This is a genomic window from Acinetobacter sp. OYA S30 (assembly GCF_033599315.1).
GTDB lineage: Bacteria > Pseudomonadota > Gammaproteobacteria > Pseudomonadales > Moraxellaceae > Acinetobacter > Acinetobacter baumannii.
In genome coordinates this window covers 20,353-44,262 of the sequence record NZ_JAWVAV010000016.1, presented here as the reverse complement: position 1 = coordinate 44,262, position 23,910 = coordinate 20,353, and the positions used below count along the sequence as shown (strand labels likewise).

Sequence of the window (23,910 nt, the reverse complement as noted above, 5' to 3'; positions counted from 1 at the left end):
CGACATGACTTATGATATTAAAAGCATGGCTGTGATTGGTGTAGGTGTTATGGGCAGTGGTATTGCTCAAATTGCTGCACAGTCAGGTCATACCACTTATTTATATGATGCCAAAGCAGGTGCAGCAGAACAGGCTAAAGAAAAACTGGCTGCTACATTTCAAAAGTTAGTCGACAAAAATAAGATTACATCTGAGCAAGCAGCAGCGGCAAATAACCATTTAATTGTTGCTCATCAAATTGAAGATTTAAAAAATTGCGACCTCATTGTAGAAGCAATTGTTGAACGTCTTGATATCAAACAAAGCTTGATGCAGCAGCTTGAAGATATCGTTTCGGATAATACTATTTTAGCCTCAAACACCTCTTCTCTTTCTATTACAGCCATTGCTGCAAATTGCAAAAAGCCTGAGCGTGTTGTGGGTTATCACTTTTTTAACCCCGTTCCACTCATGAAAGTGGTCGAAGTCATTCGTGGTTTAAAAACAGACCCACTTATTATAGATGCTTTAAACGATCTGTCTCGTGCATTTGGTCATCGTCCTGTTGTGGCAAAGGACACCCCTGGATTTATTATTAACCATGCGGGCCGTGCTTATGGCACCGAAGCGCTCAAAATTTTAAATGAAAATGTCTGTGATATTAGTGAAATTGATCGAATTTTACGTGACGGCGTCGGTTTTAGGATGGGGCCATTTGAATTAATGGATTTAACTGGCCTTGATGTTTCGCATCCAGTTATGGAGTCGATTTATCACCAATACTATGAAGAAGCCCGCTACAAGCCAAACCCGCTCACCAAACAAATGCTTGATGCCAAACAACTTGGACGTAAAGTTAATCAAGGTTTTTATAATTATGAAACCGGTTCAAAAACAGGTGAACAACCTGCCAAGTTTGTAGAGCGTTTAGCGCAATATCCAAAAATTTGGATCGCTGCCGATTTCTTAGACGATAAAAAACAGCTCGAAGATTATTTAACTCAGCAAAATATTACCTTAGACACCAATTCGGAACCACAAACAGGTAGCTTATGTTTGCTCGCTTGTTACGGTGAAGACACAACCCAAGCGGCGACCCGACTAGGGATTAACCCAGAACAAGCCGTTGCTATAGACATGCTTTATGGCATTGCAAAGCATCGAACCTTAATGCCTTCACTCATTATCAAACCTGAATACCGACAAGCCGCTCACTCTATTTTCAATCTAGATGGAAATATGGTCAGCATGATTGCTGAAAGTATTGGCTTTGTTGCGCAGCGCGTTTTAGCAATGGTCATTAATTTAGGTTGCGATATTGCCCAGCAAAATATTGCAACGGTAGATGACATTAATGCTGCAGTACGTCTTGGCTTAGGCTACCCATTTGGTCCAATTGAATGGGGCGATCAAGTCGGCAGTGAAAAAATCTTACTTATTCTGAACCGTATAACAGCACTTACGCATGACCCGCGTTACCGCCCTAGCCCGTGGTTACAGCGTCGTGTCGCACTTCATTTACCTCTTACTTTTACTCACGAGTCTTGAAAAGGAATTTCTCAATGTTAAATGCATATATCTATGATGGTTTGCGTAGTCCATTTGGCCGTCATGCGGGTGAACTTGCCTCAATTCGTCCTGATGATTTAGCAGCAACGGTCATTCAAAAACTACTAGAAAAAACTGGTGTGCCGGGTGCGGATATTGAAGATGTTATTTTAGGCGACACCAATCAAGCGGGTGAAGATAGCCGTAATGTGGCACGAAATGCATTATTACTTGCCGGTTTACCTGTTACTGTACCGGGCCAGACAGTAAACCGCCTATGTGCTAGTGGTTTAGGCGCTGTGATTGACTCAGCACGTGCCATTACTTGTGGTGAAGGCGAACTGTATATTGCAGGTGGTGTAGAAAGTATGTCACGTGCTCCCTTCGTGATGGGTAAAGCGGAAAGTGCTTATAGCCGTGATGCAAAAATTTATGACACCACGATTGGCTCTCGTTTTCCAAATAAAAAAATTATTGCGCAGTACGGTGGTCATTCAATGCCTGAAACGGGCGATAACGTTGCAGCCGAGTTTGGGATTAGCCGTGAACAAGCCGACTTATTTGCAGCTCAATCACAAGCCAAATATCAAAAAGCCAAAGAAGAAGGTTTCTTTGTCGATGAAATTACGCCGATTGAGGTTTTCCAAGGCAAAAAATTGCCCCCTAAACTCGTTTCAGAAGATGAACACCCTCGCCCAAGCTCAACTGTTGAAGCACTCACAAAGTTAAAACCACTCTTTGAAGGTGGCGTGGTTACAGCTGGTAATGCCTCAGGGATTAATGACGGTGCAGCAGCACTTTTGATTGGTTCAGAAGCTGCGGGTCAAAAATATGGCCTAAAACCAATGGCAAAAATCTTATCCGCTGCAGCAGCTGGTATCGAGCCACGCATTATGGGTGCAGGTCCGATCGAAGCCATTAAAAAAGCGGTTGCACGTGCTGGCCTTACTTTAGATGACATGGATATTATTGAAATTAATGAAGCCTTTGCTTCACAGGTTTTATCTTGTTTAAAAGGCTTAAATGTTGATTTTAATGATCCACGTGTGAACCCGAACGGTGGCGCAATTGCAGTTGGTCATCCACTTGGTGCTTCTGGCGCCCGTCTTGCGTTAACAGTAGCGCGCGAGTTAATTCGCCGTAAGAAGAAATATGCCGTGGTGAGCCTATGTATTGGTGTAGGTCAAGGTCTTGCAATGGTGATTGAAAACGTTTCATAAGCATTGAACCAGATATCCATTCATCACAACAGCGCAGTGATGAATGGATTTATTTTGCAGAGCGAAATATAATGGCAAAACTATTGCTTTAATTATATTTGAGGATCGAATGTCTCAAAACACGGAAACTGAAAAACCAATAAATTTTGATGAGATACGTTTAGATCCTATTTCGCATATACATCGGGAAAATAACCCGCAATTTATTGCTTCTTTAGCGCGCGGTTTAGAACTTTTAAGATGTTTTTCTGCAAATAATCAGGTGCTTGGTAACCAAGAATTAGCAAAAATGACAGGTTTACCTAAACCGACCATTGCACGTATTACCAATACCCTTGTTTCATTAGGTTATTTAAAACAATTGCCTAACTCGACCAAATACACACTAGATATTGGTGTCTTATCTTTAGGATATGCAGCATTATCTAACATCTCGATTCGCAATATTGCTCATCAATATATGGAAGAGATGAGCCAGTATGTTCAAGCGCCTGTGGCGATGGCAACGCGTGACCGCTTAAATATGGTGTATATCGATGTTGTGCAAATTGAAACTGCATTGAATATGCGCCGTCCAATTGGTTCTACTTTACCACTGCATAGTAGTTCAATGGGACGAGCATGCTTGGCTGCGACTCCTGAACGTGAGCGCAACTTTCTACTTGATGCATTGAAACAAAAAAATCCAGAAAACTGGCCAGCCATAAAACGTTCTTTAGAACGAGCTTTCCGTGATTACCAAGATTATGGATATTGTTTGTCTTTAGGCGAGTGGCATAAAGAAGTGAACTCGGTGGCTGTACCTTTGGTTAGTTCTAAACATGGTCTTTATGTTTTTAACTGTGGTGCGCCAAGTTTTCATTTAAATCCGGAAAAACTTGAAGGTGAAATTGGGCCACGTTTAATTCATATGGTGCACAATATTCAAGATGCTTTGAATGAAACACATTAATGATGTATAAATTTATTTTATCGTCTTTATTGTATAAACTTCTATAGTTTACTTTCTATTAGCTATCTAAAGTTATAGTTATATGATGAAGCATAACCCAACTCAATTTATTAATTTTAGTTGGGTTTTTTATAAAACCAAATAAAACTACGCTCTTTCCAAAAGTAAAGCAGATTGAGTAATTATAAGAATTAATAAAATCTTATTTAAACAATTTACCCCCTATAGAAAAATTTTTTAAGTTTTTTCAAAAATACAACAGCACAAAATACTATTTAATTGTTTAATTTTATTAATAACTCCTATAAAGAAAATTAATATATTAGAGCTTTTATTATTAAAAACAATCTACCCACAAGGTATAATTAATAAAATTTAAAAAAATCACACAATGAAAAATATATTTAAATTCAACTTAATATTTAATATAAATTAAAAATTAAATTCAATATTTTAATTTTATATAAAATATAAATATTTTATATAAAAAACTTGAAAAATTAAAAAAAACACAGTATTTTCAGTAATCAAAAATCAACCTATATCATTACTAAAAAATTCATTCCCTAAGGAGGCAGAATAAATCCTTTTACATTACAAAGCGAAACTTTTAATAATCATTTCTTCATGTATTGGTTTAAAACATGGGGATTCTTAACAAATAAAGCTACTACATTGAGTATCTATAATGGTTAAACTTTATCAGGAAAAAATTAATAATACAGAACCTACATTTCTTCCTATTCCGAATACTATATTAAAAGATATACATCTTAAGGATCGTCAATGGTTCACTAAGTTAGTTCATCTTGAGGAAGTTTATCCATATCTAGAAATTATTTGGAAAAAACTAGATTTTTTATTTTCAAAAGAGATTAGAACTACGCATAACAATCTATTATGTGCTATTTCTGAAAATCAGTTTACTAATGATAAAGATTTACTAAGAAAACCAAGTGAATATATAAATTTATTAAAAAATAAAGCTTATTATCAATTTTTTTATACTCAATTTAGCCCTTTATTTAAGACAATTGGTAGTTGGCTTACAGGTATCTCCTCCATCAATTATGCATGGAAAGAAGAAGGTGCAGTATTGCTTAAAATTCATGCAGATATGGTTGGGAGTGGAAATATTTCTCATAGTTTGTCTCATCAATTTGAGTTAGATGCCAGTACGGTAGACTTAATTTTCCCTGATGTATTTAATAATACTTTTACACAAAATCTTAACATTCAGGAGTATGCATTTAATCTACCAGTATTCCTACTCAGTATTGCTCAATTTCCTGAAAAATTATATCCAGAGTCTTTAGGCGTTAATTTAGCAATGGCCCAATATTTAGATAAATTAAGCTTAATTAACCAATATGAAAAAAGTATTTTTAGCAATTTAAAACATAGAAATTTTACTAAAATTTCCATTTTAGCAATTAATCAATATATTAAATATAATAACACATTAGATAAGATTAATAATGGCTACAATACAACCATTAATATTATTAGAAAATTTGAAGATTCTCTATTTTCAGATTTAGTAGATTCTAAAAAATTTAGCAATAATACAGCTATGTTATCTTTAATACAGAAGCTAGGAAAATATGGTCATGGATACCATAAGCGTGGCAAGATATCTGATAAACCAATTGACGATTGGCTTATTTCAGATAATTTTTCTCCAAACCATCTTCTTAATGCTTTAGCTTCTTCCAGATATATATCACCTGGACAACCTGATAAAAGTACTTTTATAAAACTTATCAAAAATCCTAAAGGTGCAATGTTTGGTGTATTTTCAGAACAAGATATTGAGATAGTAGAAACATGGATTAAAGATTTAGCTAGTCAAGATATTACACAAACTAATTTTCTTGTTAGTAATAGTAATAAAAAGATTAATTCAGTACCTATTAAAGATTTGGATGAAAAAATAATAGCTCAAGCTAATCTTAAAGCTTTAGATAAATACAGTAATTTTACTCTCCAAGAATTGTATCCACTATTTTTACATGCTGGATGTTATCCCGATATATTACCTACAGCAAAAAATTTTGCTCAAAATTGGCTTGCAGCACATAAACAAGCTTTAAAACAAGAAGGACTACCATTTTATCCATATAGTCATGAACGACTAGATAAATGGCTAGATGTTCAACATCTACATCAAGTGAATAGTTATATTCCCTTAGAAGGAATACCAAAAGAAAGCCGAGAGGATATTATTAATGATGCTATAGCCTTAGCACCATTAACCCTAATTGATGGGGCATGGCTGCGTAATGTCTCAACTCCTGCAAGGGTCAGTACATATATTGGAGGATTACAATATCGGACACTTCTTGATGAACTCGGAGGTGGAGATATAAATGTCCACCATGGAAATATCTATAAACAACTATTAGAAAGTATGGGAATAGATATTGGGAAATTTACTGATAAAAAATTTGCCACTTCTATCTTATTTGATGAAGACGATTTCAAAGTTCCAACTTTCTGGCTAGCCATATCTTTATTTCCACATTCCTTTTTACCTGAGACTCTTGGATTGAATCTGGCAATGGAGCTTTCTGGTGTAGGTGGAGAATATCGTCGATCTGGAGACATTTTAAGTTATTACGGTTTTAGCTCACTTTTCACCAGTCTTCACAATACTATCGATAATGTAGCCACAGGACATTCAGCTTGGGCTATAGATGCTATTAAGCATCACCTCGACAATATTTTTCAACAAGGTGGTGAACAAGCGAGAGAACAACACTGGGAACGTATATGGACAGGTTATCGTTCGCTTAATCATCCACCGAAAGAAAATTGGTTCCGAAGCGGTATGAACCATCTTCTACATCGTACTTTCAAAAAAGCATTTAATGGAAAAGCACTTAATGAAAAGGTTAAGTAATGAATTATAATTTTTTATCTTTTGTTCTCACAGCATTAGTAATTAATTTAGCGCCCGGCCCTGCTATGTTTTATGTAATGAATCAATCATTAAAATATGGAGTAAAAGCTGGGTTAAAAGCAGCGGCAGGAGTTGAATTTGGCGTATTCTTCTATGTTTTGTTATCAGCATTTGGATTAATGTTTATCTTTCAACAAATTCCGTTGCTATACAAAATTATTCAATTCATTGGCGCTTTATATCTACTGTACTTAGCTTATATATCTTGGCCCAAACGTAAATCAGTAGAAAGCTCCAATGTTCTTTCACAGAACTCTACGGAAGCAGACCGTTATTCATTTAGCAAAGGAATGTTGATTAATCTATCTAATCCTAAGATTGGTCTATTCTTTGTGAGCTTATTACCACAATTTATACCTGCAAGTTCTCAACCTGCTTGGCTATATTTTCTCTTATATGGACTAATTTTCAACTTCGGAGGTATCTGTGTAAATATGACCGTTGGTGTGATGGCTCGCAAATTAAAATCGATTATACAAAGAGCATCTTGGTTTGATTATATTCCGCCCCTTCTATTCTTATCTATTGGCATTTTAACTATCACACGGGAAGGATTATGAGTTACATTCTAGGCATTTCCGCTTTTTATCATGATAGCGCTATTACCTTACTTAAAAATGGCGAGATTATATGTGCATTACAAGAAGAACGTTTTTCTCGCATTAAGCAAGACAATCGCTTTCCCCGTCAAGCATTACTTGCTTGTTTTAAGCAAGCTGGAATTACTCTTAAAGATATTTCTTATATTGCCTATTATGAAGATCCAGAAATTAAATTTGAACGTATATACACGACTTATAAAAAGAACTTTCCAAAAGGTGCATTAAATTTTGCAAAACAATATAAGCGTTTTGTTGCTAGAAAAAATATTATTTCTCTTATAAAAAAAGAACTTACAGACATTTTTCAAGAACAAGTTTTACCTCCGTTCTATATATGTCAACACCATCAGAGTCATGCTGCATCGGCATTTTATCCCTCCCCTTATACTAATGCTGCTGTGCTGTGTGTCGATGGGGTTGGAGAATGGTCAACAACTACAGCTTGGCATGGTTGTGGTACAGAGTTACGCTCTTTATTTGATATTCGTTTCCCACATTCTTTAGGACTACTATATTCTGCGTTTACCTATTACTGCGGTTTCAAAGTAGATTCAGGTGAATATAAATTGATGGGACTCGCCCCTTATGGCACCCCACGCTATGTCGATATTATTTTAAAAAATCTAATAACAATCAATCAGGATGGCAGTTTTTACCTAAATCGTGAGTATTTTGACTATGAAGTCGGGAATCGGATGATCACCGATAAATTCGAAGTATTGTTTGGAGGAGCTGCCCGAGAGCCTGAAAGTATTATTACAAATAAGGAGATGGATCTCGCTGCGTCAATACAAGTTGTTACTGAAGAAATTATGTTGATGCTGGCAAAGAAAATTAAGTCTCTTACTCAAGCTGAAAATCTTTGTCTGGCTGGCGGTGTTGCGCTTAACTGTGTAGCGAATGGCAAGTTGCTACGTTCTGGTTTATTTAAGAATATTTTTGTTCAACCTGCATCTGGAGACTCGGGTGGATCACTTGGAGCAGCATATCTATGCTACTACAAGCAAATGCAAGGAACTAGGAAAGTTGATGAGTTCAGTGACCAAATGCAGGGCGCCTATCTTGGTAATGCATATAAAAATTCTGAGATTCAAGAAGCCCTAAATCAATGGGGCGCCAACTATCAATATTTTGAAGAGAATACATTACTACAAAAAACGGCAGAACTATTGGCAAATAATAAAGTAATTGGTTGGTTTCAAGGGAGAATGGAGTTTGGTCCTCGTGCATTAGGAGGACGTTCAATATTAGGAAATCCTCAATCTGAAACAATGCAAAGTGTTATGAATTTAAAAATTAAGAATCGTGAATCATTCCGTCCATTTGCTCCTGCTGTACTAGCAGAGGATGCAGCCCAATGGTTTGATCTCAATAGTTCTTCACCTTATATGTTAATAGTTGCTCCAATACATGCTAATAGGCGTAAGACAGTTAACAATGAACATAATTACTCAGGTATAGAAAAATTAAAACTCACCCGTTCTGAGATCCCTGCTGTAACTCATGTTGATTTTTCAGCAAGAATTCAAACAGTAGATGGAAAACATAATATGCGCTTTAAAAAATTGATAAGTAAGTTTTCTACGATTACAGGTTGCCCAATATTAATCAATACTTCTTTTAATGTCCGCGGGGAGCCTATTGTCGAAAGCCCAACGGATGCATATCGTTGCTTTATGAGAACAGAAATGGATGGCTTGGTTATTGGCGACTTTCTTTTAATAAAATCTGAACAACCTGAATGGCAAGAAAAAACCGATTGGAGAAAAGAATATGCGCTTGACTAATAAACCTATACTTGACCACAAGCAAGCCATTCAAGAAGTCTATCGTTGGACTCCACAAATTCGTGATTATGATAATTTTATGCACGTAGGAGCCAGATGGGTACCTTATACAATGTATTTCCATGAAAAAAATTTTCGTTCTGAGACAGTTAATACTGATTCATTAGGATTTCGCTATAGCCTTCTAAATGGAAAGCGTTTTTCTGTTGGTGAGCGTCCCTCAAATGGCCGAGTAAATTTATTAGTCGGTGGGTCTACCGCTTTAGGAGTTGGCGCTACTTGTGATGAAAATACCGTTGCCTCACGTTTAAGTGAAATTACTGGCGAACGATGGTTAACTTTTGCAGGACGCGGCTACAATGCAACCCAAGAACTACTCTTATACTTAATGAATCAAGAGCGAGTTGGAGAGATTGGTCATGTCGTAGTCTTCAGTGGTATGAATACACTAGCTCTAGAAGGTATCCCAGATGAATTTGCAAGTGAATACGGACGTTATTATTATTCTTTTGAATTCCAACATTATATGAACAAATTTAATGAGGATATGAAACGTAAAAAAGATTCTTTTGATACAGCAAATAGAGATTCATTTTTTCAACGTTTCAAAAAAGTATTTTCAAGAAATAATCCAGCGGATGAGATTATCACAGACGCAGGCATTTCATTAGATGAAAGATTAATCCGCGCGGCAGATGCAATAACAGTTGCCCTACAACAATGGAAACTATTATTAGCTGCTCATGGAGCATCTCTAACATTTATTCTCCAGCCCTTATCACATTGGTGTAGAGAGTTTCTTACCCAAGAAGAAGATGCTGTATTCCATGCTATAGAAAGTTGTCCAAATAATTTCTATCGATTATTCAGTGGAGTATTAGGGAAAGAAGTTCATATCCCATTCTTTAATCATATCCAAAATAGAGCTAATGGCATCCCTTGTTTTGACATGAATGAACTTTTAAAAGATTCTCCAGCATTTAAAGACACAATTTTTGTTGACCGAGTACATTTTAATGACCTCGGTAATGACCAATTAGCACAAATTATTTCAACAAAAATATATAAATGACTTACAAAGGAGTTAAAGATGAGAATCATCAAAAATATTTTGAGTCTATTTAAACGCAAGAAAAAGAAAAAAGGAGGTTCTATCTATCCATTACGTTAAAATAAATTCTATAAAATGAAAAAATTCTTTAATAGAATTCGTAAAATAATGCCCATTTAATTTATAAGATGGGCATTTTAACAATCATATGTAAAATAAATAAAAATCCTATAAAAGCCCTGATAAACGTCCGCGAATAATATCTTCTGCCTCTTTGACAATCCGGCTAACCAGTTCATCGCATGTCGGAATATCATGAATCAAGCTAGCCACCAGCCCACATGACCATGCTCCTGCATTAACATCTCCATCAATCATGACTTTTGGATAAACCCCTGCAACTTCTTCCATAATATCTTCAAACTTAATGTTATCGCCGAGTGCTTTTTCTTTTGCCACGATTTTTTCTACGGCCGCATTATTCATGACACGTTCTGTATTTCGCAAAGCACGCATAATTAAACGCGTATCTCTTTCGGTTGCATTCAAAATCGCCTGTTTCACATTTGCATGTACGGGAGCTTCCTGAGTCGCAATAAAGCGCGTGCCCATATTAATTCCATCGGCTCCCATCGCTAAAGCAGCAGCAAGCGAACGTCCATCTGCCATACCACCTGAGGCAACAAACGGGATGTCTAATGCATCGGCTGCTAAGGGCAATAAAATCATATTTGGCACGTCATCCTCACCGGGGTGACCACCGCACTCAAAACCATCTACAGAAACAGCATCACATCCAATTTGCTGAGCTTTTAAGCTATGTCGAACCGAAGTACATTTGTGAATTACTTTAATACCAGCAGCCTTTAAATATGGCATCACCTGTTCAGGATTACGCCCTGCTGTTTCTACAATCTTTACGCCACCTTTAATAATTGCCTCTACAAAACCCGGATAATCAGGAGTATTTACCGTAGGCAAAAAGGTTAAATTTACTCCAAAAGGCTTATCGGTCATTTCTCGGCAACGTGCAATTTCTTTTGCCAGATTTTCAGGTGTACGCTGAGTCAGGCCAGTGATAATACCTAACCCGCCCGCGTTCGAAACCGCAGCAGCAAGCTCTGCAAAACCAACATAATGCATACCGCCTTGAATAATTGGATGCTCAATTTCAAATAATTCTGTAATTTTGGTCTTCATATTCTTTCCACTCACTGTTCTATAGCCAGCCTCTTATTTCCTTAGCAGGGCTAGATGCTTATTTACGCATAAATCCTATCAACATTTAAAGTAATTTAAGTTAAAAATTTCACAATACAAAATTTTATACCACAATATAAAACAAAATAATTGATAACGGAATTATTTTTCGATAGCATCAGTTTAAATTTTAGACGGAAAATTATTTAAAGGAATGAACGATGCAGCAGAACAACAAAACCCAAAGCGAGCTTAAAACAGGCACAATTCATAAGTATTTTGATAGAAATATACTAACGCTCACCATGAGTAATGCCACTAAAAAGAATGCAATTAATTATGAAATGTATGCAGCTTTAAGTCAGGCATTAGATCAAGCTGCAACCAATCAAGACATTTATGTGGTTGTGCTGACTGGTGAAGACTCCGCATTTACCAGCGGCAATGATGTAAACGCATTTGAAAAACGAGATACCACCACTTCAGAACCACCCGCTTCGATTATTTTCTTAAAAAGCTTAGCAACGTTTCCAAAACCGATTATTGCTAAAGTAAATGGTGTGGCAATTGGCATTGGCAGCACTATGCTTCTACATTGCGACCTTGTGTATGCAAGCCAAAACTCTATTTTTCAGTTCCCCTTTGTGAATTTGGGGCTTGTACCTGAAGCGGGTTCAAGTTACATCTTGCCAAGATTATTGGGCTTTGCTCGAGCTTCAGAAATTATTTTACTCGGTGAAAAGTTTTCGGCGGAACAGGCAAAAGATTATGGTCTAGTAAATGAAATATTTGAGGCAACTGAACTGGATCAAGTGGTTGAAGATGTGGCAATTAAACTCGCTCACAAACCAAGCCAAGCCTTACAGCTCAGTAAAAAGTTACTAAGAGATATGCCAATTGATGATCTACTCAATCGTATTGACCATGAGTCGACTATTTTCTCGCGTTGTTTACAAGGTTCCGAGTTTAAAGAAGCATTAAGTGCTTTCAAAGAAAAACGGAAACCGAACTTTCACAACTAAACAGCCTAAAGCTTACCCACTAAAGCCAGCCTTGAAAAAACAAAGCTGGCTCTTATAAATGAATCAAATAGGTTTAGCTAATCTCAGTGCGAATATTATTCACCATATGTAAAAGACGCGGTGCAATATCTTCTTCGAGTTTTTCACGGTTCATAATAAAGCTTGGACCACCACAGTTGAACACCAGCAAACCATGTTGTTCATGAATAAGTGGAACCGCAACCGAATTGACATCTTTATGCCATTCGCCAATTGAAAAACAGTATCCAAAATCTTGGTAGTCTTTAAAAGCTTTGTCTAGATCACGGTTAATCTTGATCCAGTCTTCTTTGTGCTTGTTACGAATGGCATTAAGCAAGAACTCTCTTTCATCTTCAGGCATGGCAGCTAAACACGCACGTCCCATCGAACTTAAATGAATCGGTAAATAGGTTCCAACTTGACGGCGCATGGTCATATTGCCTTTGCCTTGCACCACGTCAAGATAAATCATATTCAGTCGATCACGTGTTGCCATGGCTACAGCAGCACCAGCATAGTCTGCCAAATTTTTCATATATGGATGAGCAATAGAGCGAATCGATACGTTAGACAGCATCGAATAACCAAACGCAAGAACTCCTACTGAAAGCTGAAATTTGCTTGAGTTAGGTACTTGTTTAATATAGCCCAAACGCGACAAGGTATGTGTGAGGCGAGTAATGGTTGGTTTTGGCAAACCTGTCATCTGAGCAAGCTCTTGATTGCCCAAATGCTGATGTTTAGGCGTAAAACAACGTAATAGCTCTAAACCACGTGCTAATGCAGTAATAAATTGGCGATCATTTTCATCCTGCATGTCTTCAATCGGATGTAATAATTCATGCCTTAAAGGCGCTAATAATTTTTCTGTCTGTTCTGCATCAACTGCATCATTCATTGTCATACCAATCCATATTTTGTTTCGCACTGCGAAAATTATAATCTATTTTTTCTATAAATAGCAAAAGAGCAAACATCCTAGTCTGCATTTTAAAGATAACTTCATTTAACTTATTAAAGCGAAAGATTAAATATTTTATTTTCTGATTTTAAATATAATTTTAATCTTCCGCTTCTAAGCCACTTACCCAATTACGCCCTTTTCTTTAAGCTCTGCTAGTTTTTCTGAAGAAACCATTCGCCCCAAAACGGCCTGCGTATGCTCACCCAACAACGGCGGTGCTGTTTTGTATTCAACGGGTGTTCTCGAAAGTTTGATTGGTGACCCAATTACCTTCAGTTTTTCACGTTGAGGATGATTCATCTCGACTAACATTTCTCGGGCAATCACTTGCGGCTCTTGAAAAGCTTGTTCCAAGTTATTAATCACACCTACGGGAACTTTAGCCGCATAGATAGCATCTACCCATTCATCTGCTGTTTTTGTTAAAAAGTGAGTTTGTAAAATTCCAATAATTTCATCACGATGCTTGATTCGGTCTGCATTTCGGGCAAAACGTACATCATTTGGTAAATCGGGTAAACCAATACTACGACAGAGTTGAGTAAACTGAGTGTCATTTCCGCATGCAATAATGAAATCACGGTCAGAAGCTTTGAACACTTGATAAGGGACAATATTGGCGTGTGCATTGCCATAACGTTTAGGGATATTACCCGATGAAAGATAGTTCATTCCCTGATTTGCCATTGTGGCAATTTGAACATCAAGCAAAGCCATATCAATGTATTGGCCTAAACCCGTCACATGGCGGTTGAGTAAAGCAGCTTGTATGGCAATCGTAGAATAAAGCCCCGTGGCTAAATCAGAAAATGCGACGCCTACTTTTTGTGGTCCACCACCCGGCAAATCATCACGCTCACCTGTGACTGACATAAGCCCGCCCATGCCCTGAATAATAAAGTCATAACCGGGCTCTTCTGCTCTTGGGCCATTTTGACCAAAACCTGTAATCGAGCAATATACCAGTTTAGGATTAATCGCAGATAAAGACTCGTAGTCTAAACCGTATTTTTTCAAAGAACCCGCTTTGTAGTTTTCAATCACGACATCGGTGTCTTGAATGAGGGCTTTAATCAATTCTTGGCCTTCAGAACTGGCAATGTCGATGGCAACCGATAGTTTATTACGGTTGGTAGACTGATAATATGCAGCTTCTTGAGTGTCTTGGCCTGAGTCATCTTTCATCCAAGGTGGCCCCCAAGAACGGGTATCGTCACCAACTTTTGGTCGTTCAATCTTGATTACTTCTGCGCCTAAATCTGCAAGAATCTGCCCGCACCAAGGTCCAGCCAACACCCGACTTAAGTCAAGTACCCGAATTCCATTTAAAGCACCCATCTTCATCCCACTATATTTTGTGACTTATTTCCTATAAGAAAACTTATCCATTTAAAATTTCGCATAGCGATATATATTTTTAATATACACAGCTCTTTTTAAAAATCAAACTTTAATTTTCTACTAAAAATAATGATTTTTTATAAGAAAATATAGATCAAATAAATCAATAAATTAGCCAAACATAAATCAAAAACAAAGTATCGCATTGCGAAATTAATTTTCAAAATATATTGTTTTGCGTTCATCCTTTGATTACTATCGCTTCAAATATTGGTGATTTTACGAACATCACATTGATGTTTTCTGCATGTAGTAAAAGGACGAGACTATGATTCGAGATCAGGAAACCTTAAATCAACTTGTTGATATGATTCGACAATTTGTTGAAGGGGTATTAATTCCTCATGAGAATGAAGTCGCTGAAACGGATGAAATTCCTCAAGATATTGTTGAGCAAATGAAAGCTCTCGGCTTATTTGGTTTAACCATTCCTGAAGAGTACGAAGGTCTTGGCCTGACGATGGAAGAAGAAATCTATGTGGCTTTTGAATTAGGTCGTACCTCTCCTGCTTTTCGCTCTCTGATTGGAACCAATAATGGCATTGGCTCCAGTGGCCTGATTATTGATGGGACCGAAGCACAAAAATCATTTTTCTTACCCCGTTTAGCACGTGGTGAAGTGATCAGCTCTTTTTGCTTAACCGAACCGGACGCAGGTTCTGATGCGGCATCTTTAAAAACCAGTGCAGTAAAAGATGGCGATTTTTATGTGTTAAACGGCACCAAACGCTTTATTACCAATGCACCTCATGCTGGTGTATTGACAGTCATGGCACGCACAAACTTTGACATTAAAGGTGCTGGCGGCATTTCTGCCTTTATTGTTGATAGCCAAACTCCGGGCATTTCTCTTGGCAAACGCGATAAAAAAATGGGACAAAAAGGTGCCCATACCTGTGACGTTATTTTTGAAAATTGCCGCATCCCTGCTTCGGCACTCATTGGTGGTGTTGAAGGTGTTGGTTTTAAAACGGCCATGAAAGTACTCGATAAAGGCCGCTTGCATATTGCAGCTTTGAGCGTCGGTGCAGCAACACGAATGCTAGATGATTCTTTAAATTACGCCATCGAACGCAAGCAATTTGGACAACCGATTGCCGAATTCCAGCTCATTCAAGCCATGCTTGCTGACTCGAAAGCTGAAATTTATGCCGCCAAATGTATGGTCTTAGACGCTGCACGCTTACGCGATGCAGGGCAAAACGTTAGCACCGAAGCTTCTTGCGCAAAAATGTTTGCAACCGAAATGTGTAGCCGCGTTGCTGATCGCTGCGTACAAATTCACGGCGGTGCGGGCTATATCAGTGAATATGCCATTGAACGTTTTTATCGAGATGTTCGTCTGTTCCGTCTCTATGAAGGGACCACTCAAATTCAACAAGTGATTATTGCCCGAAACATGATTCGCGCTGCGTCTTAATCAAATTTTAAGCACTTTAAAACGACTTGAAGTGCTTTCAATCAAATGTAGGTAATGGATTATGGCTACAAATTACGAAGAAGGTCTTTCTCGTATACAACCTCATACGTGGAAAATAGCATTTATTTTTGCATTTCTAGCACTATTGGTAGATGGGGCAGATTTGATGCTGCTGTCTTACAGCTTAAATAGTATTAAGGCAGATTTTGGATTAAGTTCAGTACAAGCAGGTATGCTTGGCAGTTTTACATTGGCAGGTATGGCTGTTGGTGGAATTTTTGGGGGATGGGCATGCGATAAATTTGGTCGCGTGCGCATTGTGGTTATTTCTATTTTAACTTTCTCGCTCCTCACCTGTGGCTTAGGTTTCACCCAAAGCTTTCTTCAGTTTGGTATTTTAAGATTTTTTGCATCACTGGGTTTGGGTTCACTCTATATCGCCTGTAATACCCTCATGGCCGAGTATGTCCCAACCCGTTATCGCACCACAGTACTTGGAACCTTACAAGCTGGCTGGACCGTCGGCTATATTGTTGCGACCTTGCTTGCAGGCTGGATTATTCCCGATCATGGCTGGCGCATGTTGTTTTATGTTGCGATTATTCCTGTTGTTATTGCTGTCCTCATGCATATTCTTGTACCAGAACCAGAAGCATGGCAAAAGTCTCGACTACAACAACCTGTTGTGGCTCAGAATGCTCAAAAAACTTCAGCATTTAAGCTTATTTTCCAAGATAAACGAAACCGTAATATGTTTATCCTATGGGCGTTAACGGCAGGCTTTTTACAGTTTGGCTACTATGGTGTAAATAACTGGATGCCTTCATATCTAGAAAGCGAACTGGGTATGAAGTTCAAAGAAATGACGGCCTATATGGTAGGTACATATACCGCTATGATTTTAGGTAAAGTTCTTGCGGGTATGATGGCCGATAAATTAGGGCGTCGCTTTACCTATGCTTTTGGTGCAATTGGTACTGCTATTTTCCTACCTCTGATCGTTTTTTATAACTCACCAAGCAACATTTTATATTTACTGGTCACCTTTGGTTTCCTCTACGGCATCCCGTATGGCGTAAATGCAACCTACATGACCGAAAGCTTTGCGACAGCCATTCGCGGTACAGCCATTGGTGGTGCTTATAACGTCGGACGTTTAGGCGCTGCATTAGCCCCTGCAACGATTGGTTTCTTAGCCTCTGGCGGCTCAATTGGGTTAGGCTTTGTCGTCATGGGTGCTGCCTACCTCATTTGTGGTGTGATACCAGCCCTATTCATTAAAGAAAAAATATACGACCCTCAAAAGTCGTAAAGAGATCCATCACAAAAAATCCTATTGGTTCTGTGCCTATAGGATTGATGGTACTAACGATCTAAACATATGTTTTAGATGGTTAGCAGGAAATAAGGAATTGACGTTTCAAAGTTATTCCTTATTTCCACCTATGTAGAGTTTATTACTCTTCATTTTAATTTTTTAGGTAAGCTTAGCTCCCAAGGGAGCTAAGCTTAAAAAGATATAGACCGAAACATTTGTTTAAGGTCGTTCACCCTGCCCCAAACGGCGTTCAATATCATCTAAAACATTTGGCAAATCAGCGACACTATCAATCACATAGTGAGCGCCCGACGCATTCATTTTTTGGTATGCCTTATCTTTTAGCACAATCTGTTCATCGGCCGATAATGCGCTCCACTCTTCATAGCTTAAACCGACTTCATTGCCACTAATTGCAAGCCCGACTGTCCAACATCCCGCATTTAAACCTTCATCAATACCCACCACGGTATCATCTACTTTTACAACAGTTTTGATGTCAGATACGTCGAGTTGAATTAAGTTCTTCCATAGCATTTCAGGATATGGACGGCCATATTTCACGTCGCTGGCAGTAACGATACAGTCTGGTCGATAGCCCTGATCGGCAGCATCTTTAACCAAACGACCAATCATCATGGATGCATAGCCCGTGTTACTGCCAATTTTTGCACCACGCTTTTTAATATTTTCAAACGTTTCTAATGCGCCCGGAATTAAAGCAGAACATTTCGGAATAGAATTTAACTGATAAGGAATAAAATCTTTATATAAACGGTCAATATCTGCTTCTGTTGCAGGCTTCCCATATACTTCCTGCCATGCAGCTGCCACACGTGGCATTTCTAAAACTGCTGCAATATGGTCACGTTTTTCTAAGCCCATTGGGGCACGCGCTTCTTCAACCGTAATTTCAACTTTATTGTCTTTAAATAAAGCCATAAAAGCCAAAATTGGTGCGCGTGAGCCAAAATCTACTGTTGTACCAGCCCAGTCAAAAACAACAGCCTGAATTTGTGTGTTGTTGGTTGTCATGGTGTATTCCCTTTAATTCAAATGTTTTAATAAAAACTATACTGTTACAGCTTGATTTAGATGGTTTTCGCAGTAGCTGGCAATCGCAGCAAGAAGCCCTTCAATGTCCTGTACATAAACTTCGCCAATATTGCCAATACGGAAGCAGTTGAGATCTGTGACTTTGCCTGGATAAATTACGTAGCCTGATTTTTTCAGCGTTTCATAAAATGACTGGAAGCTAAATGTTTCGGCTGTCAGGTACAGAAAAGTGGTAATGATGGGTGATTGTGGACACTCTTTACCGAGTACCAATTCAAAGCCAAGTTGTTGCATACCTTGCGATAAGGTTTGTTGGTTTTGTAAATAACGTTGATAACGTGCAGCAACACCGCCTTCTGTCTCAAGCTCAAGCAATGCTTGATAAAATGCACGTACCACATGGGTTGGCGAGGTAAAACGCCATTTGCCGTTATGCTGCTCCATGGTATTCCACTGATCATACAAATCGAGGCTAACCGAACGTGCCAAACCTTTACATGCTTCTAGACAATCACGCTTTGCCAAAATAAAACCAAAGCCCGGAACACCTTGAATGCATTTATTTGCACTTGAAATCAGAAAATCAATTTCAAGCTCGGCAATATCCATAGGTACACCACCAAATGAACTCATGGCATCCACAATCCAGATTTTTCCTGCTGCTTTAACTAAACGGCCTATCTCTTGAATCGGATTTAAAATACCTGTGGTGGTTTCACAGTGCACACAAGCAACATGGCTAATGGTTTTATCTTCTAAAACGCGCTCAATCTCTTGTAAATCTGGTGTTTGGGTTTCTAAATAGTTCAGCTCGATCACTTCAATATTTAGGCAACGTACCATTTGCACCATACGTGCACCGTATGCGCCGTTATTGATAATCAAGATTTTGCCATCACGCGGAATAGCTGACCCAAGCACAGACTCCACAGCAAAACTTCCACTGCCTTGCATTAACACAGCCGTATATTTTTCAGGTTGGCTGGTTGCTAAGTTGACTAGACGAGAGCGAATATCTTGTACCAGCGAGTTGTATTCTTGGTCCCAAGTACACCAGTCTTTTTGCATGGCACGGCGTACTGTTGCCGATGTTGATAATGGTCCTGGAGTAAGAAGCAAATACTTGTTCTCTAAATCCATATCGAGTTGGGGTTGCATGTTCATAATGTTACTCATTTCTTTCGCGTTCATTTCAATATACATCAATCTGGTTTAAACCAGATGACAAACTAGTAAATATTTTGTTCCAATACATCTTTCATAAAGCCAGCCCCTGTAGTCATGCCTTTGCCAGCAATCGCACTCACCAGAAAGATATTTTTTTCAGCTTCAGCGACACAGGCCAACTCATGTTCATGGGTCAGGTAATAACCATTCCAACGTTTTTGAATTGGAGGTAAAGTCAGCCCTAATTTTTCATGGCAGTAAGCTTGGATAAATTCATTAATCTCTTCACGCTGCTCGAACTGAGGCGCTTCATTAATAGAATGATATTCGTGACTATCGCCTACGATCAGTTCGCCAAATTCGTTTTGTTTAATCAGAATATGAATACCGAATTCTTTAATGAAACCCTGCTGTGATGCTTTAACTAGCTCGGCATGACTTGGGCAAATTTCAAAAGCCGGATAACGTGAAATAGATAAGCCTGAATAAAGAGAAGCATTTAAGTTTTGGTGAAACGGTTGAGTCAGGGCCATTTGCAAACCACAACGTTTCAGATTCAAACTTTGTAAAAGATCTGGATATAAAACATCGATGACTTCACCGTGACAGATCAAAACTTTATTTGCCCGATATGCCTCGCCACTTGCCAAACGAACCTGACAACTTTCCTTCTGATATTGGGTTTGAACAACACAGGCATTGGTATAAATCTTTACGCCGTTTCTTTCGGCATATGCCAACAGTCGCTGCCCAATCACATGCGGTTCGACCGAATAGTCTTCTTCAAAAACCAAACCGCCTTGAAACTGCTGCGAAGGATTTAAATAAGAAAATTGGGTGACCAATTCCTCATGGCTAAACAAATGAACTGGAATTTGGTAGCTATTTGCACGCTCGGCAAACTCATTTAAAACCTGCCATTCAAGTGCCGTATTGGCGAGATACACACCTTGTCTTTGCTCAAATGAAATATCGGTTTCAGTTTGAATACGCTGATAAAAAGAACGCGTTTCAAGTGCGTACTTTCGCCACTGTTGCTCTGGATGGGTTAAGGTCGATGTTCCGACCATGCCGAAATTACGGCGAGTTGCGCCCACAGGCTTGGCATTTTTCTCGAAGATGCAAACTTTCAAGCCTTGTTCTTGTGCCTGTATTGCAGCGGACAAACCTAAAATACCGGCTCCGACAACAATTAAATCAAACTGTGCATTATTCATAAGACTTCCAATTTGCGAAATTTAGGATGAATAAACCCTTGCCTTGTTGAACAAAGCATTTCGTTTCAGTCGGTTAAATAAAAATTGTGTTTAGCTAAAACTTAGTGAGAACTTTCACGCCATTGCTGACTTCTTGCCATAATTTTTCGGGTAAATAACCAGTGAATGAGTTTTACAACACATGAGGTGGTTAAAATCAAAATGCTCATCGCAACAGCAGCAACAGTATCTCCCGCATCATCCATATTTAAAACAGCTACCGCAGCTAAACTGGTGTCTGGTGAATAGAGGAAAATGGCAGCCGATACAGTCGTCATGGCATTGACAAAAATATAGACCGATACATCGCATAGCGCTGGAAAACACATGGGCAAATACACTTTCCAAAAGGTTTTCCACTTCGATGTTCCTAGAGTTTGTGCTGCCTGATCGAGCTGTAGCGGAATTTGTTTAATCGCATTGGTTAAAGTCAGATGTGGCACGGTGTAATAATGCACAATGGTTGAAATCACCAAAATGGTCATGGTTCCATACAGCACATTTAACGGATTACTCTGCTGGTTAAAAAACAAAATATAGGCTATACCCAAGACCAGCCCCGGCACAGCAAGAGGTAATAAAACCAAAGCTTGCACATAGTTTTTAATGAATGGATGTGCCTTAAAACGTTCGGTTAATAGCGCTACCATAAAAATCAGTGCTGTTCCAAAAACCGTACTAAAGAGTGCCATGCGAACCGAGTTAAAGTACGCTGCCCAACCGCCGCCATCGACATATTCAAAACTGTAATGTGCTAAGGTCAAAGACAAATCATAAGGCCAAGACTGAATGAATGAAGCCAGCACTGCCGTAAAGATAATCAGTAAAATCGCAGCTGAAACCAAACCACAAAATATGCTTAGAACGACTTCAAGTTTTTTATTCGATGCTGAAACATAAGGTTTAGCCTGAAAGGCTTGAAACCGTGCATGCCGCTTGCTTTGTATTCGATCAAAAATAAATACAAACACTGCTGGTAGCAACAATAAGATGGAAATCACCGCACCCATGCTCATGTTTTGCTGACCAATAATCTGTTTATAGACATCAAGCGCCATCATGTTAAATGAACCGCCAATGACTTTCGGAATTCCGAAATCGGTCAACACATAAATAAAGGCCACTAGACTTGCACTGATGAGTCCATACCGAATTGCAGGTAGTGTGACGTGGTAATGCGTCTTCCAGATATTTTTGCCGAGCGACAAAGATGCCTCAATTAAACGCTGATCGACACTGCGAAAAGACACCATCATCAACATTAAAATTGCTGGAAATAGCCAAAAGCAATAACTGATTAAAATACCGATTGGACCATAAATTTGTATATCGCCCAGCAAAGGTTTAAACACACCTTGCTTACCAAACAAATAAACCAGTGCCAAAGAAGGCAAAAGTGAAGGCGCTAAAATCGGTAAAAAAGCCACCAGTTTAAAGAAGCCTTTGCCTTTTATATTCACATTGGTGAGTGCAAAAGCATAAATACTGGCAAGAAATACTGTAATGACAGTGGCAGCACAAGAAACCCACACCGAGTTAAATACAGAGCTGAGTAAAGCTGGACTATCAAAATAATTATAAAAATTTTCAAGACCAACAAAATTTTGATTTTCATCAAAAAATGCAGTTTCAAACAGCATGATTAATGGAGCAATAATCGCTAAAGTTAAAGCGATTGCGACCATAGCCAAAGCAATATTTGATCTTAATGAATATTCAGTTTTTCGACGCGGCTGTGTTTTTAAAACCGCTGAAGCAGCTTCATTTAACATAGTGCGTACCCGTGTTCGTCAAAGACATGAATGAGTTGATTAGGCACTTTTATAAACATCAGTTCTTGCAAAGTTTTGAACTTGGTATTTTCAATTTCAATTTGCAAAAGGTGTTTTGCCTGCTCAATTCCATCGATATGAATAGCGCAAAATAAACGACGCTTGGCACCTAAAAATTCAGTGCTTAATACTTTAACTGGCAAATACAACGACTCTTTATCACTACCAAAATCATCAACCAACTCGACAGCTTCGGGTCTAAAACCAATGCTGTAATTTTCCCCTACTTTAAGTTTTTGTTGCTCCAAATTTAGAGGAATAAAACCTAGAACCTCGAGCTGATTAACTACCGAACAAGTCGCAATCATAAAGTTCATGGTGCCAATAAACTTTGCAACGAATTGGCTTTGTGGCTTGTAGTAAATATTGTGCGGTGTATCAATTTGCTCAATGACACCATGATTCATCACCACGACACGATCAGAAATGCTTAATGCTTCTTCTTGGTCGTGTGTGACCATAATGGTCGGCAAATTAAGCTGTGATTGAATCGAACGGATCTTTTGTCTTAGCTTTAGACGTACCTGAGCATCAAGTGCAGAAAGCGGTTCATCGAGCAGTAAAATATCAGGCTTCGGTGCAATTGCCCGAGCAAGCGCAACACGTTGTTGCTGACCACCCGACAATTGGTTTGGATATTTTTTAGCAATATCAGGTAACTCAATCAGCTCTAATAATTGCTGAACTCGTTGGCTACGCTGTGCCTTATCGCATTTCTTTTTGTCTAAGCCAAACGCAATATTTTCTTCTACATTTAAGTTTGGAAATAACGCATAGTTCTGAAACACAATGCCACAGTGACGCTTTTCAGCACTTAGCAACGTAATGTCTGCGCCCTTTTTTATGACTTTTCCATAATCAGGTTTTTCTAGACCCGCAATTATGCGTAGCAATGTGGTTTTACCGCATCCAGAAGGTCCCAAAAAGCTCACGAACTCGCCCGCTTTCAGGTCTAAATTAATATGCGTTAGGGCCTGAAAGTGTTGGAACTTTTTTTGAATATCCATCACTTCTAAAACTGAGGGGCCATGTTCAGGATATTTATAGGTCGTTAAGGTCGACAATAAATGCCCTGTTAACTCGGCCTTTTGATTTTGACCTAGCAGCGATGACTGCAATGACGAAGGTATTTGCATAATGAGGCCCTTATC

Annotated in this window: 18 protein-coding genes; 10 read left to right on the top strand and 8 right to left on the bottom strand. The window is 38.5% G+C overall.

Annotation, left to right across the window (positions count from 1 at the left end; translation table 11 throughout):
- The first annotated feature begins 4 nt into the window (after nucleotides 1-4).
- The 7 genes from R5R67_RS09975 to R5R67_RS09945 all read left to right on the top strand — a co-directional run bounded on the left by R5R67_RS09975 (nucleotide 5) and on the right by R5R67_RS09945 (nucleotide 10,123).
- A complete protein-coding gene (locus R5R67_RS09975) occupies nucleotides 5-1,528 on the top strand; it encodes a 3-hydroxyacyl-CoA dehydrogenase (RefSeq protein ID WP_000220497.1) in 1,524 nt (507 codons plus the stop codon).
- Between the two features lie 14 nt (nucleotides 1,529-1,542).
- Nucleotides 1,543-2,748 carry a 3-oxoadipyl-CoA thiolase gene (locus R5R67_RS09970; protein WP_000930806.1) on the top strand — a complete coding sequence of 402 codons (1,206 nt, stop codon included), beginning with the start codon at nucleotides 1,543-1,545 and terminating at the stop codon, nucleotides 2,746-2,748.
- Between the two features lie 109 nt (nucleotides 2,749-2,857).
- Nucleotides 2,858-3,700, top strand: coding sequence for an IclR family transcriptional regulator (locus tag R5R67_RS09965; protein ID WP_000081482.1), 843 nt, complete (start codon nucleotides 2,858-2,860; stop codon nucleotides 3,698-3,700).
- A gap of 688 nt (nucleotides 3,701-4,388) precedes the next feature.
- The gene (locus R5R67_RS09960; protein ID WP_000240177.1) at nucleotides 4,389-6,602 is read left to right on the top strand and encodes an iron-containing redox enzyme family protein; all 2,214 of its coding nucleotides are present in this window, start codon (nucleotides 4,389-4,391) and stop codon (nucleotides 6,600-6,602) included.
- The gene (locus R5R67_RS09955) at nucleotides 6,602-7,222 is read left to right on the top strand and encodes a LysE family translocator (RefSeq protein ID WP_001108708.1); all 621 of its coding nucleotides are present in this window, start codon (nucleotides 6,602-6,604) and stop codon (nucleotides 7,220-7,222) included. The genes R5R67_RS09960 and R5R67_RS09955 overlap by 1 nt, the downstream gene beginning before the upstream one ends.
- A complete protein-coding gene (locus R5R67_RS09950) occupies nucleotides 7,219-9,051 on the top strand; it encodes a carbamoyltransferase (protein WP_000120407.1) in 1,833 nt (610 codons plus the stop codon). Before R5R67_RS09955 ends, R5R67_RS09950 begins: the two co-directional genes overlap by 4 nt.
- Nucleotides 9,038-10,123 carry a hypothetical protein gene (locus tag R5R67_RS09945; protein WP_001241325.1) on the top strand — a complete coding sequence of 362 codons (1,086 nt, stop codon included), beginning with the start codon at nucleotides 9,038-9,040 and terminating at the stop codon, nucleotides 10,121-10,123. The genes R5R67_RS09950 and R5R67_RS09945 overlap by 14 nt, the downstream gene beginning before the upstream one ends.
- A gap of 207 nt (nucleotides 10,124-10,330) precedes the next feature.
- Here R5R67_RS09945 and R5R67_RS09940 read toward each other — a convergent pair whose 3' ends face one another.
- Nucleotides 10,331-11,302, bottom strand: coding sequence for an NAD(P)H-dependent flavin oxidoreductase (locus R5R67_RS09940; RefSeq protein WP_000850355.1), 972 nt, complete (start codon nucleotides 11,300-11,302; stop codon nucleotides 10,331-10,333).
- A gap of 221 nt (nucleotides 11,303-11,523) precedes the next feature.
- Here R5R67_RS09940 and R5R67_RS09935 point away from each other — a divergent pair, with 221 nt between their 5' ends.
- Nucleotides 11,524-12,324, top strand: a complete 801-nt coding sequence (locus tag R5R67_RS09935) for an enoyl-CoA hydratase (RefSeq protein ID WP_001186969.1) — start codon at nucleotides 11,524-11,526, stop codon at nucleotides 12,322-12,324.
- 73 nt (nucleotides 12,325-12,397) lie between these two features.
- Here R5R67_RS09935 and R5R67_RS09930 read toward each other — a convergent pair whose 3' ends face one another.
- A complete protein-coding gene (locus R5R67_RS09930; protein ID WP_000996083.1) occupies nucleotides 12,398-13,243 on the bottom strand; it encodes an IclR family transcriptional regulator in 846 nt (281 codons plus the stop codon).
- A 186-nt stretch (nucleotides 13,244-13,429) separates the two neighbouring features.
- Entirely contained in the window at nucleotides 13,430-14,647 is a 1,218-nt protein-coding gene (locus R5R67_RS09925; protein ID WP_000501117.1) for a CaiB/BaiF CoA transferase family protein, read from the bottom strand.
- A gap of 331 nt (nucleotides 14,648-14,978) precedes the next feature.
- Between R5R67_RS09925 and R5R67_RS09920 the strand changes: the two genes are divergently transcribed.
- On the top strand, nucleotides 14,979-16,130 hold the full coding sequence (locus R5R67_RS09920; protein ID WP_000617424.1) for an acyl-CoA dehydrogenase family protein: 1,152 nt from the start codon (nucleotides 14,979-14,981) through the stop codon (nucleotides 16,128-16,130).
- A gap of 61 nt (nucleotides 16,131-16,191) precedes the next feature.
- Nucleotides 16,192-17,442 (top strand): MFS transporter, encoded by a 1,251-nt coding sequence (locus R5R67_RS09915; protein ID WP_000224785.1) that lies wholly within the window; start codon nucleotides 16,192-16,194, stop codon nucleotides 17,440-17,442.
- Nucleotides 17,443-17,667: 225 nt separating this feature from the next.
- Here R5R67_RS09915 and phnX read toward each other — a convergent pair whose 3' ends face one another.
- From phnX to R5R67_RS09890, 5 genes are all read right to left on the bottom strand, one after another.
- Nucleotides 17,668-18,483, bottom strand: coding sequence for a phosphonoacetaldehyde hydrolase (phnX, locus tag R5R67_RS09910; protein ID WP_000210521.1), 816 nt, complete (start codon nucleotides 18,481-18,483; stop codon nucleotides 17,668-17,670).
- Nucleotides 18,484-18,519: 36 nt separating this feature from the next.
- Nucleotides 18,520-19,707, bottom strand: coding sequence for a 2-aminoethylphosphonate--pyruvate transaminase (gene phnW, locus R5R67_RS09905; RefSeq protein ID WP_009520436.1), 1,188 nt, complete (start codon nucleotides 19,705-19,707; stop codon nucleotides 18,520-18,522).
- A gap of 26 nt (nucleotides 19,708-19,733) precedes the next feature.
- Nucleotides 19,734-20,888 carry a TIGR03364 family FAD-dependent oxidoreductase gene (locus R5R67_RS09900; RefSeq protein WP_001057864.1) on the bottom strand — a complete coding sequence of 385 codons (1,155 nt, stop codon included), beginning with the start codon at nucleotides 20,886-20,888 and terminating at the stop codon, nucleotides 19,734-19,736.
- 101 nt (nucleotides 20,889-20,989) lie between these two features.
- A complete protein-coding gene (locus tag R5R67_RS09895; protein ID WP_000930932.1) occupies nucleotides 20,990-22,699 on the bottom strand; it encodes a putative 2-aminoethylphosphonate ABC transporter permease subunit in 1,710 nt (569 codons plus the stop codon).
- Nucleotides 22,693-23,895 (bottom strand): ABC transporter ATP-binding protein, encoded by a 1,203-nt coding sequence (locus tag R5R67_RS09890; protein ID WP_001166814.1) that lies wholly within the window; start codon nucleotides 23,893-23,895, stop codon nucleotides 22,693-22,695. The genes R5R67_RS09895 and R5R67_RS09890 overlap by 7 nt, the downstream gene beginning before the upstream one ends.
- Nucleotides 23,896-23,910 lie beyond the last annotated feature (15 nt).